Origin of the sequence: Pseudomonas sp. G5(2012), from assembly GCF_000408945.1 — a bacterium.
GTDB lineage: Bacteria > Pseudomonadota > Gammaproteobacteria > Pseudomonadales > Pseudomonadaceae > Aquipseudomonas > Aquipseudomonas umsongensis.
On the sequence record NZ_APIO01000082.1, the window covers coordinates 1 to 15,866 of the forward strand.

The window sequence follows — 15,866 nt, forward strand, 5'->3', positions numbered from 1 at the left end:
GAGCGTGGGAACGATCGGTTGCAGAGATTCAGACTTGCGCCTGAGCCCCTTCAAACCACGCCAGTTTCTCGCGCAGTTGCACCACTTCTCCCACGATCACCAGCGTCGGCGCATGCACTTCATGCTCCGCCACCAGCCGTGGCAGGTCCGCCAGAGTGCCGGTAAACACCCGCTGATTGACCGTAGTGCCCTGCTGGATCAACGCCGCCGGGGTATCCGCCCCGCGACCGTGCTTGATCAACTGCTCACAGATGCTCGGCAAGCCCACCAGTCCCATGTAGAACACCAGTGTTTGCGCTGGCGCGACCAAGTCGGCCCACGGCAGATCGGTGGAGCCGTCCTTCAGGTGACCGGTAATGAACCGCACCGACTGCGCGTAATCGCGGTGTGTCAGCGGAATCCCGGCATAAGCAGCACAACCGCTGGCCGCCGTGATGCCCGGTACGACCTGGAACGGGATGCCATGGGCCGCCAATTCTTCGATCTCTTCACCGCCACGCCCGAAGATGAACGGATCGCCGCCCTTCAACCGCACCACACGCTTGCCTTGCTTCGCCAGGTCGACCAGTTGCTGGTTGATCTGGTCCTGCGGCACGGCGTGATCGGCGCGGCGCTTGCCGACATACACGCGCTCGGCATCACGACGGCACAACTCGATAATCGCTGGTGCCACCAAGCGGTCGTACAACACCACGTCGGCTTGCTGCATCAGGCGCAAGGCGCGGAACGTCAGCAGGTCCGGATCACCGGGACCGGCGCCCACCAGATACACCTCACCGGTGGCTACCGGCGCCTCTCCAGCAATCTTCGCCTGCAGCAATCGCTCGGCTTCCCCGCCCTGCCCGGCCAGTTGCCGGTCGGCAATCGGACCCTGGAACACGTCTTCCCAGAACGCACGACGTTGCTGCACGTCCGGGAACAGTTTTTTCACCTGGTGACGGAAACGTGCCGCCAGACCAGCCAGTTGACCATAGGTCGAAGGAATCCAGGTTTCGATCTTGGCGCGGATCAATCGCGCCAGCACCGGCGCGTCGCCACCGCTGGACACGGCAATGATCAGCGGCGAACGGTCGACAATGGCCGGGAAGATCACGCTGCACAAGGCCGGCGCGTCCACCACATTGACCGGCACGCAACGCCGATGGGCATCGGCAGACACCTGTGCATTGAGCGTTTCGTCGTCGGTGGCCGCAATGATCAGCGCACAACCGTCCAGGTCCGACTCGAGGTAACCGCGCGTCAGGCACTCGCCAGCGCTGGCGCTGACCAGCTCGCGCAACTGGGTTTCGATTTCAGGTGCGACCACCCGCAGCAGCGCACCGGCATCGGCCAGCAGGCGGGATTTGCGCAAGGCAATTTCCCCCCCGCCGACGACCAACACACGACTGCCGCGAAGGTTATGGAACAGCGGCAGATAGTTCATTTAGCCGATGACCTCAAGGCCACCCATGTACGGCTTGAGCACCTCAGGCACACGGATCGAACCGTCGGCCTGCTGGTAGTTTTCCAGCACCGCCACCAGGGTACGACCGACCGCCAGGCCGGAACCGTTCAGAGTGTGTACCAGTTCCGGCTTGCCGGTTTCCGGGTTACGGAAACGCGCTTGCATACGACGGGCCTGGAAATCGCCGCAGTTGGAGCACGACGAGATTTCACGGTATTTGTCCTGGCTCGGAATCCACACTTCCAGGTCGTAGGTCTTGACCGCGCTGAAGCCCATGTCGCCGGTGCACAGCGCGATGGTGCGGTAAGGCAACTCCAGCAGTTGCAGGACTTTCTCGGCGTTGGCGGTCAGGCCCTCAAGCGCTTCCATCGAAGTCGACGGTTCGACGATCTGGACCATCTCGACCTTGTCGAACTGATGCTGGCGGATCATGCCGCGGGTATCGCGACCCGACGCACCGGCTTCACTGCGGAAGCACGGCGTGTGGGCAACGAACTTGATCGGCAGCAGTTTCGAATCGACGATTTCGCCGGCGACAATGTTGGTCAGCGACACTTCGGCGGTCGGGATCAGGTACAGGTCGGCTTCGCCTTCGCGCGCGATCTTGAACAGATCTTCTTCGAACTTCGGCAGTTGACCAGTGCCCTGCAGCGCCGGAGCCTGGACCAGATAAGGCGTGTAGGCCTCTTCGTAGCCGTGCTCGGTAACGTGCAGGTTGATCATGAACTGCGCCAGGGCGCGGTGCAGGCGCGCGATCGGGCCGCGCAGCAGGGCGAAACGAGCGCCGGACAGCTTGGCAGCGGTCTCGAAGTCGAGCCAGCCGAATTTTTCGCCCAGGGCGACGTGGTCCTGTACCGGGAAATCGAACGCGGTCGGCGTGCCCCAGCGGCGCACTTCGACGTTGCCGTCTTCGTCGTCGCCAATCGGCACCGATTCGTGTGGCAAGTTGGGAATGCCGAGCACGATCGAGTCCAGCTCGGTCTGGATCGAGTCCAGTTCGGATTTACCGGCACTCAACTCGCCCGCCATGCGCTCGACGTCGGCCATCAACGGGGCGATGTCTTCGCCGCGCTGCTTGGCCTGACCGATGGATTTGGAGCGCGCGTTACGTTCAGCCTGCAGTGCTTCGGTGCGGGTCTGGACGGTCTTGCGCTGTTCTTCCAGCGCTTCGATGCGCGCGACATCCAGGGTAAAGCCACGGGATGCCAGGCGGTCCGCTACGTCCTGAAGGTTGCTACGTAACAGTTTGGAATCGAGCATGTCGGTCTCTCGTTATCAAAGTTTGGTCAAGGACAGGCCAGCCCAGGTGGCGAGCAGCCCGCCGAATACGCTGATGGCAGCATAGCCCAGGGCTAGCGGCACCTGCCCGCTTTCCAGCAGGCGCACCGTATCCAGTGAAAAGGATGAAAAAGTCGTCAGCCCCCCGAGGAAGCCGATGATCAACCCGGCACGCACCTCGATGGGCACCTCCGGGCGTAGCAAAAACAGACCGTATAAAACGCCGATCAGCAAACAGCCGACGATATTAACGGCCAGCGTCGCGGTATAGAAGTGCCGCGGCCAATTAGCGTTGATCCAGTTGCCCGTGGCAAAGCGTAACAAGGTGCCGGCTACACCGCCGGCGGAAACCGCAAGGATCAAGGGGAGCACTATTTTCTCCGCTGCCGGGGGCTTAATCGGTCTAGTTTCGCCAGGTGATTGAGCTTTTCGCCAATCTTCAGCTCCAGGCCACGGGGCACTGGCTGGTAAAACGGGATCGGGTCAAGTTCTTCCGGGAAATAGTCTTCTCCGGCGGCGTAGGCATCAGGTTCGTCGTGGGCATAACGGTATTCGTCGCCATAACCGAGCTGCTTCATCAGCTTGGTCGGCGCATTGCGCAGGTGCAGCGGCACTTCCAGCGAGCCATGCTCGGCGGCGGCACGTAGCGCGGTCTTGAAGCCCATGTACACCGCGTTGCTTTTCGGCGCGCACGCCAGATAAGTAATGGCCTGCGCGACCGCCAGCTCGCCTTCGGGGCTACCGAGGCGCTCCTGCACTTCCCACGCCGCCAGGCACAGGCTAAGCGCACGCGGGTCGGCATTGCCGATATCTTCGCTGGCCATGCGCACCACGCGCCGGGCCAGGTACAACGGATCGCAACCGCCATCGATCATGCGCGCGAACCAGTACAACGCGCCGTCGGGGTTGGAACCACGCACGGATTTGTGCAGCGCGGAGATCTGGTCGTAGAACGCTTCGCCACCCTTGTCGAAGCGCCGGCGGGTATCACCGAGCAGGCTTTGCAGCAGATCGATGCCGATCTCGCTGTTGTCTTCGGCCAGGTCCGAGGCGTTTTCCAGCAGATTGAGCAAGCGCCGGCCATCGCCATCGGCGGCCGACAACAGCATCTGGAAGCCCTCATCGCTGAGGGTCAGGTTGCGCTTGCCCAGGCCACGCTCTTCGGTCAGCGCGCGGTGCACCAGTTTGCGCAAGGCGGCTTCGTCGAGGCTCTTGAGCACATAGACTCGTGCGCGCGACAGCAAGGCGTTGTTGAGTTCGAACGAGGGGTTTTCCGTGGTCGCGCCGATAAAAATTAGGGTGCCGTCTTCAACATACGGCAGGAACGCATCCTGCTGGGACTTGTTGAAGCGGTGCACTTCGTCGACGAACAGGATCGTGCGTCGGCCGTACTGCGCGGCCTGCTGCTTGGCGATTTCCACCGCCTGGCGAATCTCCTTCACGCCGGCGAGCACTGCCGACACCGTTTCGAAATGCGCCTCCGATACTTCCGCGAGCAATCGCGCCAGGGTGGTCTTGCCTACGCCTGGCGGTCCCCAGAAAATCATCGAATGCAGGGCACCCTGCTCCAACGCTTCGCGCAAGGGCTTGCCGCGAGCGAGCACGTGTTCCTGACCGACGTACTCGTCCAGGTTGGTCGCGCGCAAGCGGGCGGCCAAGGGTTGGGCGATCGGGGTGCTGCGAAACAGGTCCATCACTATTTCCGAAACCTCAATTGAACACCGTCCCCACTGTAGGAGCGAGCATGCTCGCGATGGTCGTCAACGATAACGCTGGCAACCTGACACCCAACGGTGTCCTTGAGTTCATCGCGAGCATGCTCGCTCCTACAGGGGTTTCGCGTTTTATTCCTGGATTACATCGGCACCCTTGGGAATGTCGAACTTGAACTTCGATGCCGGGATCGGCTCGTTAGCCTTCACCCCGGTGAACAGGATATTGGTGCGCTGGCCGACACTGTCGATCAGTTGCATGTCATTGACCAGGCCATTGCGGAACGACAGGCGCAGGCTGTCGAACAGGGTGTCCTTGGTCTTGGGCTTCAAGGTGAAGTCGATCACGCCACCGGCTTCCTTGGCGCTGATATCGAAGCTCTGGCTGATCTTCGACACGTCACCGGACAGCAGCAGCGCTGGCGTCTGGGTCAGGCGTTGATCGAGATTCTTGATGGTGGCCTGTTCCAGGTCCGGGTCCCACAGGGTGACCTTTTTACCGTCGGAGACCATGGTCTGCTCGGCAGGCGCATTGGTGTGCCAATAGAACAGGCCAGGGCGCTGCAGCGACATCTCGCCGGCAGTTTCCTGCAATTGGGTACCGGTGCCATCCAGGGTCAGTTGGGAGAAGCGCGCGGTCAGGGTCTGGGATTTTTCCAGCAATTGGGTCAGGCGTGCCACGTCCTTGTCATCGGCGTGGGCCGAGAGCGTGCTCAAAGCCAGTACCGGCAGCAACAGCATGCGGATCAGACGCATGGGAGTCCTCATAACATTCGTGGGAGTGCGGGCAGCGCCTTGGGGCGCCACCCCTTTTCAGTATCGGGTCAGTCGCGTACCGGGCCAGGGGCCAGGACTTCACGCGAACCGTTGGTGTTCATGGACGTCACGACCCCGGCCATTTCCATGGCTTCGATCATGCGCGCGGCGCGGTTGTAGCCGATCTTCAGCTTACGCTGTACCGCGGAGATGGACGCGCGACGGCTTTCCAGGACGAACTGCACTGCTTCGTCATACAGCGCGTCGGCCTCGGGATCATCGCCGTCGCCGCCACCGCTGCTGCCTTCAAAGCCGCTGCCGGCCTCTTCGACACCGTTGAGGATGTCGTCGTTGTATTCCGGCGCGCCGCGCAGTTTCCAGGCCTCGACCACGCGGTGAACCTCATCGTCGGAAACGAACGCACCGTGAACCCGGATCGGCAGGCTGGTACCCGGTGGCATGTACAACATGTCACCGTGACCCAGCAATTGCTCGGCGCCGCCCTGGTCGATGATGGTCCGCGAGTCGATCTTGCTCGACACCTGGAACGCCATGCGCGTGGGGATGTTGGCCTTGATCAGGCCGGTGATCACGTCCACCGACGGACGCTGGGTCGCAAGGATCAAGTGGATACCTGCCGCCCGCGCCTTTTGGGCGATACGCGCGATCAGTTCTTCGACCTTCTTGCCGACGATCATCATCATGTCGGCGAATTCGTCGACCACCACGACGATGGTCGGCAGTTTCTGCAACAGCGGCGCTTCGTCGTGGATGCTTTCGCGCTTGTACAACGGGTCGCTCAATGGCTCGCCGGCGTCCTGCGCCTCCTTGACCTTGGCGTTGAAGCCGGACAGGTTACGCACGCCCATCTTCGCCATCAGCTTGTAGCGCCGTTCCATCTCGGCGACGCTCCAGCGCAAGGCGTTGGCGGCGTCCTTCATGTCGGTAACCACCGGGCACAGCAGGTGCGGAATGCCTTCGTAGATCGACAGTTCGAGCATTTTCGGGTCGATCATGATCAGCTTGGCGTCTTCCGGGCCAGACTTGAACAGGATCGACAGGATCATCGCGTTCACCCCCACCGACTTACCGGAACCGGTCGTACCGGCCACCAACAGGTGCGGCATCTTCGCCAGGTCGGTGATCACCGGCTTGCCGCCGATGTCATGGCCCAGGGCCAGGGTGACCGGGGACTTGAAGTTGTCGTACTCGGGGGTCGACAGCACTTCAGAGAAGCGCACGATCTGCCGGTCTTCGTTGGGAATCTCGATACCGACCGTGGTCTTGCCCGGAATCACTTCCACCACACGCACGCTGGTCACGGCCAGGGAACGCGCCAGGTCTTTCGCCAGGTTGGAGATACGGCTGACCTTGACCCCGGCCGCTGGCTGGATCTCGTAACGGGTAATCACCGGACCCGGGTGGATCGAATCCACGTTGACTTCGACGCCGAATTCCTTGAGCTTGATTTCCAGCAGGTGGCCGACGGCCGCCAGGGACTCGGGCGAGTAATTGAGTTGTTTCTTTTCCGCCGGGTCGAGAATCGAGATCGGCGGCAAGGTGCCCTCCACGGCGCTGTCGACGAACAACGGCGCCTGCTTTTCTTTTTCGACGCGCTTGCTCGGCGCTGGCGGCTTGGGTGGCGCGGGGGCAATCACCGGTGGCACCTGCTTCTCGCGCTCGGACATGTGCTTGCTCAGGGCCTGCTCGCGCTCGATCAGGCGTTCCTTGACCTTGGCCTGTTCGCGCTTGTCGGTGACGGTTGGCGCGACCACGTCGTGCACGCGCTCATCGACTTCACGCAGCTGCGCCACCAGTTGCTTGCGCTCGGTACGGGCTGCCCACCAGCGATTGGCGGCACCCTGGAACAGCTCGAACAGGTCGAGGGTGATCTTGCCGGTAACGTCCATCACCTTGAACCATGACAGGTCGGTGAATACCGTGAGACCGAACAGGAACAAGGCGATGAACAGCAGCGTGCTGCCCTGGATGTTCAGCGCGTTCTTCGCCAGGTCGCCAAGGCTCTCGCCCAGCGCTCCCCCAGCGCCAGCCGGCAGACCGGTCGCGGCATGGAAATGAATATGCGCCAGCGCGGCACCGGACAGCACCAGGAACACCAGGCCGATCAGGCGCCAGGAGAACAGCCAGCCGCTCCACTCCCATGGCTCGTGGCGTTGGCGGAAGATCTGATAGGCCTTGATCGCCAGCAATAACGGGAAGATATAGGCAAAGTAACCCAGCACCATGAACAGGATATCGGCGCTGTAGGAACCCGCCGGGCCGCCGAAGTTTTGAACGTCCTCGATCTTGCTGTTGTGGCTCCAGCCCGGATCGTCCTTGCCATAGGTCAGCAAGGCCATCATCAGGAACAGGCACAACGCACCGATGGCGATCAATGCACCTTCCTTGAGGCGGTAGTGCAGGTGCTGACGCCAGAGTGGAACAACTGTTTTGGGTGCTGCGGTGGATTTCTTCAAAACCTGTTTTTCCTGCGCCAACGGCGCGTCCATCTGTTGAATGACTATAAAACTGCCCAATCCAGGCAGGTAAAAAAGTTAACAGGCGTAACCGGGACTACTTTTAACACTGCGCATCGGTTTTCATAAACACGAAATGCGATGCCGATTTTGTTACAAACACTGTTATAGCCAGGCATTGTACGGGTTTGTACGTCCGATGCCATGCTGGCAACTCTTGGGTGTAGCATAGTCAACAGCACATTACGTGCGACTCAATTTGAGCACGCATTCTCTTTTGTGACAAAGGCTTATGAGGTGTTTTTATGAGCGTAGCGAAGCATTCCCGCCTGATCATCCTGGGATCCGGCCCCGCGGGTTACAGCGCAGCCGTGTATGCCGCTCGCGCCAACCTCAAGCCCGTTGTGATTACCGGCATACAGGCAGGTGGCCAGCTCACTACCACCGTGGAAGTCGATAACTGGCCAGGCGATGTCGAAGGCCTGACTGGCCCGGTCTTGATGGAGCGCATGCAAAAACACGCCGAGCGCTTTGCCACCGAGATCGTTTACGACCACATCCATACCGCCAAGTTGCAGCAGCGCCCCTTCGAACTTATCGGTGACAGCGGCACTTATACCTGCGACGCACTGATTATCGCCACGGGAGCCTCGGCCCAGTATCTGGGCTTGCCTTCGGAAGAGACATTTGCCGGCAAAGGGGTTTCAGCCTGCGCCACCTGCGACGGCTTCTTCTATCGCAACCAGGTGGTCGCGGTGGTGGGCGGCGGTAATACCGCCGTTGAAGAAGCGCTTTATCTGTCGAACATTGCCCGGGAAGTCCATCTGATTCACCGTCGCGACAAGTTGCGCTCGGAAAAAATTCTTCAGGACAAACTCTTTGAAAAAGCCGCCAAGGGCAATATTCGCCTGCACTGGAACCAGAATCTGGACGAAGTGCTGGGCGACGCCAGCGGCGTGACCGGTGCGCGCCTGCGCGACAGTCATACCGGCGCAATCACTGAGCTGCCCCTGACCGGCGTGTTCATCGCCATCGGCCACAAGCCCAATACCGACCTGTTCGCCGGCCAGCTGGAAATGCGTGACGGCTATCTGCTGGTCAACGGTGGCAGCGAAGGCAATGCGACGGCAACCGCCATCGAAGGGGTGTTTGCCGCGGGTGACGTCGCCGATCACGTCTATCGCCAGGCCGTCACCTCTGCGGGCGCCGGCTGCATGGCCGCCCTGGACGCAGAAAAATACCTCGACGACATTCCCACTGTTTGACGGCAAACTTCACGGCGGGCTTACGCCCGCCATCGCCCTCCCCTTCTGTAAGCCCTGATGCCATGCTGACCTGGTTACAACGCAACACCCTGACGTTCCCGGCCCTGGAAAAGGCCATGCGCGATCCCAATGGATTGCTGGCGGCCGGTGGCGACCTGTCCGCCGATCGACTGATCCAGGCCTACCGCCATGGCTGCTTCCCCTGGTTTTCCGAAGGCCAGCCGATCCTCTGGTGGTCGCCGGACCCTCGCACCGTGCTGTTTCCCGATGAACTGCACGTGTCCCGCAGCCTGAACAAACTGCTGCGCCAACAACGCTACCAAGTGACCTTCGACCAGGATTTTGCCGCGGTCATACGCGCCTGCGCCGCCCCCCGGGAATATGCGGACGGCACCTGGATCACCGAAGCCATGCAGGACGCCTACATCGAACTGCACAAACGCGGCCATGCGCATTCGGTGGAGGTCTGGGACCAGGATCAACTGGTGGGCGGGCTATATGGACTGGCGATGGGCCAGCTGTTTTTCGGCGAATCCATGTTCAGCCTGGCCGACAACGCGTCGAAATTTGGCTTTGCCACACTGGTACGACATCTGAAAGACTCGGGTTTCGTGCTCATCGATTGCCAGATGCCCACCGATCATTTGCATAGCCTGGGTGCGCGAGCGATTCCGCGCCGGGTGTTTGCCGATTACCTGGCGCGGCACCTGGATCAGCCCAATCGTGCAACCTGGGTTTGCTGAGCGACTTTGGCCCGCGTGGCTTACACTTATCCAAAAGCTTTCCGAGGGTTGATCATGACCGAGTTGGCGCGTTTGAAGTTTTATGCCACTCAACCCCACTCCTGCAGCTATCTGCCCGAGGAGCAGGCCACCACCCTGTTTCTCGACCCTAGCCAGCCCATGGATGTGCACGTGTATGCAGATCTTTCCGAGATGGGTTTTCGGCGCAGTGGCGACCACCTGTATCGCCCCCATTGCCAGAATTGCAATGCGTGCGTACCGGCACGCATTCCGGTAGGGCAATTCACGCCCAATCGTCAGCAAAAACGCATTTTCAAACGCAACGCCGACTTGCAGGTCCGCCCCGCCAAGCCAGGTTTCAGCGAAGAATATTTCGATCTTTATCAGCGCTACATCGAAGAACGCCATGCCGATGGCGACATGTACCCGCCCAGCCGCGATCAGTTCTCGACCTTTCTGGTTCGCGACCTGCCTTTTTCGCGGTTCTACGAATTTCGCCTCCAGGGTCGTCTACTGGCCATCGCCGTCACCGACCTTCTGCCGAACGGTCTGTCGGCGGTCTACACCTTCTATGAGCCCGGCGAAGAGCGCCGCAGCCTGGGGCGCTACGCGATACTGTGGCAAATCGCCGAAGCCCGGCGCCTGGGGCTGGACGCAGTTTACCTGGGCTACTGGATCAAGAACTGCAAAAAAATGAGCTACAAGACCCAGTATCGCCCCATCGAACTGCTGATAAACCAGCGCTGGGTCGTTCTGAACTAGAGCAAGCCCTAAACCCCTTGGCTTAAACACCATTTTTCGGGCACAATGCACGCCGCTTTTGCCTGGCGCAGTTGCACCGGGCCATTCATTGGACACCGAGGGCTTTACTGCATGTCGAAAGAAGACAGCTTCGAAATGGAAGGCACTGTCGTCGACACCCTGCCCAACACCATGTTTCGTGTGGAGTTGGAAAATGGGCACGTCGTAACCGCGCATATCTCCGGCAAGATGCGCAAGAACTACATTCGTATTCTTACCGGTGACAAAGTGCGCGTCGAGCTGACGCCCTATGACTTGAGCAAAGGGCGCATCACTTACCGCGCTCGCTAATCAGGTCAATACAAGACGCCCGGCTTATGCCGGGCGTTTTTGTTTGCCTGGGATGCTGATCGTTCCCACGCTCTGCGTGGGAATTCCTCAACGGACGCTCCGCGTTCGGCTTTTGATTTGGGACGCGGAGCGTCCCGGGCTGCATTCCCACGCAGAGCGTGATCATCATCAGCAGACAGCAAAAAGGCGCCTCTCGGCGCCTTTTTGTTTTTGCTTCTGAACGTCAGGCCATTTCGGCCGTGGTCTCGAAGTCGAAGGTCAGCTCGCCGTCCTTCAGATCGATATGAACCACGCCACCATGGTCGGCCAGTTCGCCAAACAGAATCTCTTCCGCCAGCGGACGCTTGATCTTGTCCTGGATCAAACGCGCCATCGGGCGAGCACCCATTGCCGTGTCGTAGCCGCTTGCCGCCAGCCAGCCTCGTGCAGCGTCGGTCACTTCCAGCTGTACGCGCTTGTCTTCCAGCTGCGCCTGAAGTTCGGTAAGGAACTTGTCCACCACGCTCTTGATAACCTCATGACTGAGGCGACCAAACTGGATGATGGTGTCCAGGCGGTTGCGGAACTCTGGCGTGAAGCTCTTCTTGATCACTTCCATCGCATCGGACGAGTGGTCCTGATGGGTGAAACCGATCGAAGCGCGGGCTGCAGTTTCGGCACCGGCGTTGGTCGTCATGATGACGATCACGTTACGGAAATCCGCCTTGCGCCCGTTGTTATCGGTCAGCGTTCCGTGATCCATGACCTGCAGCAGCAGGTTGAAGACTTCCGGATGCGCCTTCTCGATTTCATCGAGCAACAACACGCAATGGGGTTGCTTGGTGATGGCTTCGGTCAGCAGACCGCCCTGATCGAACCCGACATAGCCTGGAGGTGCACCGATCAGGCGCGATACGGTGTGGCGCTCCATGTACTCGGACATGTCGAAACGAATCAGCTCGACCCCCAGCGCCTTGGCCAACTGCCGTGCCGCTTCGGTTTTACCGACACCGGTAGGCCCTGCGAACAGGAACGAACCGACGGGTTTGTCAGGCGACTTGAGGCCGGCACGGGACAGCTTGATCGCGGTCGCCAGCGAATCGATCGCCGCATCCTGGCCAAACACCGTCAGCTTCAGGTCACGCTCAAGGTTACGCAGCAGCTCTTTATCGGAACTGGTGACGTGTTTTGGTGGAATCCGCGCGATTTTCGCGACGATGTCCTCGACTTGAGGCACTTCGATGCGTTTCACCCGTTTTTCCACCGGCTGCAGGCGCTGGAAGGCACCCGCCTCGTCGATGACGTCGATGGCCTTGTCCGGCATGTGCCGGTCATTGATGTAGCGCGAAGCCAGTTCGGCAGCGGCGCGCAGGGCCTCATCACTGTATTCGATATTGTGATGGGTCTCGAAACGCCCTTTCAGGCCGCGCAGGATACCGATGGTGTCTTCCACCGAAGGCTCCGACACGTCAACCTTCTGGAAGCGCCGAGCCAGTGCACGATCCTTCTCGAAGATGCCGCGGAATTCCTGGAACGTGGTCGAACCGATGCACCGGATATCACCGGACGACAGCAGCGGCTTGAGCAGGTTCGAGGCATCCATGACGCCACCGGACGCAGCACCCGCACCGATGATGGTGTGGATTTCGTCGATGAACAGGATCGCCTGCGGACGTTTTTTCAGCTCATTGAGCAACGCCTTGAAGCGCTTCTCGAAATCGCCGCGGTATTTGGTCCCGGCCAGCAATGCGCCCAGGTCCAGGGAGTAAACTACGCTGTTGGCCAACAGGTCCGGCACCTGGTTGTCGACAATGCGCTTGGCCAGGCCTTCGGCAATCGCGGTCTTACCCACGCCTGCCTCGCCCACCAGCAACGGATTGTTCTTGCGACGACGCGCCAGGATCTGGGCGACGCGCTCGACTTCCAGCTCACGGCCTACCAATGGATCGATTCGACCCTGGCGCGCGAGTTCATTAAGGTTGCTGGCATAAGCATCCAGTGGATTGCCTGAAGATGAAGACTCACCGCCCTCGTCGTCCTGCATATCTTGCTCACCCTCAGAGTGATCGCCATGCCCTGGCACCTTGGAGATACCGTGGGCGATGTAGTTGACGACATCGATACGGGCAACGCTCTGCTGTTTCAGCAGGAACACTGCCTGACTCTCTTGCTCACTGAAGATCGCGACCAGCACGTTGGCGCCAGTCACTTCGCGTTTGCCCGAGCTCTGTACGTGAAACACAGCACGTTGCAGTACACGCTGGAAGCCCAGGGTTGGCTGGGTTTCACGATCCTCGTCATGCACGGGGATCAATGGCGTGGTGGAGTCGATGAACTCCTGCAGGTCATGCTTGAGTTTGTCGAGGTTCGCGCCGCACGCACGCAAAACGGTGGCGGCAGCCTCATTGTCCAATAGGGCCAGCAGGAGATGTTCGACGGTCATGAATTCATGACGCTTCGAACGAGCCTCCTTGAAGGCAAGATTGAGGGTGACTTCGAGCTCGCGGTTTAACATAGCTTCACCTCATACCCAAGTGGTCGGCGATTAACCGTCCTTCTCGATTTCACAGAGTAGCGGATGCTGGCTTTCCCTGGCGTACTGGTTGACCTGCATGGCCTTTGTCTCGGCGATGTCGCGGGTAAACACTCCACATACTGCCCGCCCTTCTGTATGGACGGCCAGCATGACCTTGGTCGCCAGCTCGCGATTCAGGTTAAAAAACACCTCGAGCACTTCGACGACGAAATCCATCGGTGTGTAGTCATCATTAAACAAAACCACCTTGTACATCGGCGGCGCCTGTAACGCAGGCTTGGCCTCCTGAACAGCAATGCCTGCGGAATCGTCGTCGTGTTCCTCCGGGCGATCTTTCTGGAGAGTCGGGCGATCCTGATTGAATGTTAGTCGAATCTGGCTGATTGCATGCATGGAAAGAAAGGTTCGTCAGTTGTGCAAATACAGTGGTGGGGGCGGTCTTGGGCGATTTCAACTCCGACTGCCTGGTCACCTTGACTATCGGCAAAACGGTGTTACAACCAATAGAGCCCACAGTGGGTAAAAAAGGTCCGCGGAGTCAACTTTTTTCCTAAAAAGTGACTGCGGATGTACTGGATGATACTCCAGTGATGGAGTCTGTTGCAGAGGGAGTTGGTATGTCAGGTGTCAAGGTCAGCGGCAAGGTGAAATGGTTCAACAACGCCAAGGGTTACGGCTTCATCAACGAGGACGGCAAGACAGAAGACTTGTTCGCTCACTACTCGGCTATCCAAATGGATGGTTATAAAACCCTGAAGGCCGGCCAGGCTGTCGTATTCGAAATCATCCAGGGCCCCAAAGGTCTGCATGCCGTGAACATCGGCAACCCTGTAGATGCTTCGAAAACCTCAACCCCTGCCACGCAACAGACCGTGACGGTTTAACGCCGCACCGTCATCCAGTCATAAAAAACCGCCCGACTCAATCAATTGAATCGGGCGGTTTTTGTATGCCTGTCGTTTGCTTACATGTGCTTGATCAGCGCTTCACCGAACCCGGAAGACGAAACCAGCGTCGCACCTTCCATCAGGCGCTCGAAGTCATAGGTCACGGTCTTGGCCTTGATCGCACCGTTGGTGCCCTTGATGATCAGGTCCGCCGCCTCGGTCCAGCCCAGGTGACGCAGCATCATTTCGGCCGAAAGGATCACCGAACCCGGGTTGACCTGGTCCTTGCCGGCATATTTCGGCGCGGTACCGTGGGTGGCTTCGAACATGGCCACGGTATCGGACAGGTTCGCGCCTGGCGCGATACCGATACCGCCCACTTCCGCCGCCAGGGCGTCGGAGAGGTAGTCACCGTTGAGGTTCAGCGTGGCAATCACATCGTATTCGGCTGGACGCAGCAGGATCTGCTGGAGCATGGCGTCGGCAATGGCGTCCTTGACCACGACTTCGCGGCCGGTTTTCGGGTTCTTGAATTTCATCCACGGGCCGCCATCGAGCAGCTCGGCGCCGAATTCTTCCTTCGCCACCTCATAGCCCCAGTCCTTGAAGGCGCCTTCGGTGAATTTCATGATGTTGCCCTTGTGCACGATGGTCAGCGACTTGCGGTCGTTGTCCACCACATACTGCAGGGCCTTGCGCACCAGGCGCTTGGTGCCTTCCTTGGACACCGGCTTGATGCCGATGCCGCAGTCCTGGTCGAAACGGATCTTGGTGACGCCCATTTCTTCTTTCAGGAACTTGATGACCTTGGTGGCTTCGGGCGAGCCGGCCTTCCACTCGATACCGGCGTAGATGTCTTCGGAGTTCTCGCGGAAGATCACCATGTCGACGTCGCCAGGTTTTTTCACCGGGCTTGGCACACCTTCGAACCACACCACTGGCCGCAGGCACACATACAGGTCCAGCTGCTGGCGCAGGGCAACGTTGAGGGAGCGGATACCCCCACCGACCGGCGTGGTCAGCGGGCCCTTGATGGAAACGACGTAGTCTTTCACGGCGTCCAGGGTTTCCTGGGGCAGCCAGGTGTCCTGGTCGTAGACCTGTGTAGCCTTTTCGCCAGCATAGACTTCCATCCAGGAAATCTTGCGCTTGCCCCCGTAGGCCTTTTCCACGGCAGCATCGACAACCTTGATCATGACGGGGCTGACGTCAACGCCAATGCCGTCGCCTTCAATGAACGGGATGATCGGATTATCAGGAACATTGAGAGAATGGTCTGCATTGACGGTGATTTTGTCGCCGACGGCTGGAACCTGAATCTTCTTGTAACCCATGCTGAACTCCATTGATTGGATTGAACATCTGGCTTGGTTCGAGCGTAACCCAGTTAAATCGGCGCGCAAACCCTATGTTCCATTCATCTGCCGCAAAGCCGCTCAACGCGCGACCTACAAGCCTGAAAGCAAAGGGAAAAACGCCAATCTCAAGCACGAAGAATGACCATACGCCCTGCTCGTCCCTGCGACCTTTAGACCAATGGACGACAACAGATGTGTATGAACCATCGGCAGATTGCCAGCTACCTATGTATAATGCGGCCGCTGACTAAAGGGTCACATCAGGCTGAACAGCTCTACGACGAGTGTTTGCGCCCGATGAGACGGCCTGCTACCGCAGCCCGCCTGCTTGACGCCCTA

General features: G+C 59.5%; 15 protein-coding genes. 6 read left to right on the plus strand and 9 right to left on the minus strand.

All coding sequences use genetic code 11. From position 1 onward, the window contains the following. Positions 1-28 precede the first annotated feature (28 nt). The 6 genes from cysG to PG5_RS22955 form a co-directional block, all read right to left on the minus strand. Positions 29-1,423 (minus strand): siroheme synthase CysG, encoded by a 1,395-nt coding sequence (gene cysG / locus PG5_RS22930; protein ID WP_020799519.1) that lies wholly within the window; start codon positions 1,421-1,423, stop codon positions 29-31. Next, complete coding sequence (gene serS / locus PG5_RS22935) at positions 1,424-2,704, minus strand: serine--tRNA ligase (RefSeq protein WP_020799520.1); 1,281 nt, start codon at positions 2,702-2,704, stop codon at positions 1,424-1,426. It lies immediately after the preceding gene. Positions 2,705-2,719: 15 nt separating this feature from the next. After that, positions 2,720-3,094: a fluoride efflux transporter CrcB gene (gene crcB / locus PG5_RS22940; protein WP_020799521.1), complete on the minus strand. Its 375-nt coding sequence runs from the start codon at positions 3,092-3,094 to the stop codon at positions 2,720-2,722. Next, entirely contained in the window at positions 3,094-4,416 is a 1,323-nt protein-coding gene (locus PG5_RS22945; RefSeq protein WP_020799522.1) for a replication-associated recombination protein A, read from the minus strand. The genes crcB and PG5_RS22945 overlap by 1 nt, the downstream gene beginning before the upstream one ends. Positions 4,417-4,566: 150 nt before the next feature. Then, positions 4,567-5,190, minus strand: a complete 624-nt coding sequence (gene lolA, locus PG5_RS22950; RefSeq protein ID WP_008062032.1) for an outer membrane lipoprotein chaperone LolA — start codon at positions 5,188-5,190, stop codon at positions 4,567-4,569. Between the two features lie 68 nt (positions 5,191-5,258). Continuing rightward, positions 5,259-7,667 (minus strand): DNA translocase FtsK, encoded by a 2,409-nt coding sequence (locus tag PG5_RS22955; protein ID WP_033044215.1) that lies wholly within the window; start codon positions 7,665-7,667, stop codon positions 5,259-5,261. Between the two features lie 305 nt (positions 7,668-7,972). Here PG5_RS22955 and trxB point away from each other — a divergent pair, with 305 nt between their 5' ends. From trxB to infA, 4 genes are all read left to right on the plus strand, one after another. Next, on the plus strand, positions 7,973-8,932 hold the full coding sequence (gene trxB / locus PG5_RS22960; protein ID WP_020799525.1) for a thioredoxin-disulfide reductase: 960 nt from the start codon (positions 7,973-7,975) through the stop codon (positions 8,930-8,932). A 62-nt stretch (positions 8,933-8,994) separates the two neighbouring features. Then, on the plus strand, positions 8,995-9,675 hold the full coding sequence (aat, locus tag PG5_RS22965) for a leucyl/phenylalanyl-tRNA--protein transferase (RefSeq protein WP_020799526.1): 681 nt from the start codon (positions 8,995-8,997) through the stop codon (positions 9,673-9,675). A gap of 54 nt (positions 9,676-9,729) precedes the next feature. Beyond that, complete coding sequence (locus tag PG5_RS22970) at positions 9,730-10,437, plus strand: arginyltransferase (RefSeq protein ID WP_020799527.1); 708 nt, start codon at positions 9,730-9,732, stop codon at positions 10,435-10,437. A 111-nt stretch (positions 10,438-10,548) separates the two neighbouring features. Next, positions 10,549-10,767: a translation initiation factor IF-1 gene (infA, locus tag PG5_RS22975; RefSeq protein ID WP_002553999.1), complete on the plus strand. Its 219-nt coding sequence runs from the start codon at positions 10,549-10,551 to the stop codon at positions 10,765-10,767. Between the two features lie 223 nt (positions 10,768-10,990). Here the strand turns inward: infA and clpA are convergent, their stop codons facing one another. After that, positions 10,991-13,261 (minus strand): ATP-dependent Clp protease ATP-binding subunit ClpA, encoded by a 2,271-nt coding sequence (gene clpA, locus PG5_RS22980; RefSeq protein WP_020799528.1) that lies wholly within the window; start codon positions 13,259-13,261, stop codon positions 10,991-10,993. Between the two features lie 30 nt (positions 13,262-13,291). After that, positions 13,292-13,675: an ATP-dependent Clp protease adapter ClpS gene (gene clpS, locus PG5_RS22985; protein WP_020799529.1), complete on the minus strand. Its 384-nt coding sequence runs from the start codon at positions 13,673-13,675 to the stop codon at positions 13,292-13,294. 224 nt (positions 13,676-13,899) lie between these two features. Between clpS and cspD the strand changes: the two genes are divergently transcribed. Then, positions 13,900-14,166, plus strand: coding sequence for a cold shock domain-containing protein CspD (gene cspD, locus PG5_RS22990; protein WP_020799530.1), 267 nt, complete (start codon positions 13,900-13,902; stop codon positions 14,164-14,166). Between the two features lie 80 nt (positions 14,167-14,246). Here the strand turns inward: cspD and icd are convergent, their stop codons facing one another. Further along, positions 14,247-15,503, minus strand: coding sequence for an NADP-dependent isocitrate dehydrogenase (gene icd / locus PG5_RS22995; protein ID WP_007951441.1), 1,257 nt, complete (start codon positions 15,501-15,503; stop codon positions 14,247-14,249). Here icd and PG5_RS34475 point away from each other — a divergent pair. Beyond that, complete coding sequence (locus PG5_RS34475) at positions 15,502-15,669, plus strand: hypothetical protein (RefSeq protein WP_020799531.1); 168 nt, start codon at positions 15,502-15,504, stop codon at positions 15,667-15,669. The genes icd and PG5_RS34475 overlap by 2 nt on opposite strands. Positions 15,670-15,866: the final 197 nt, after the last annotated feature.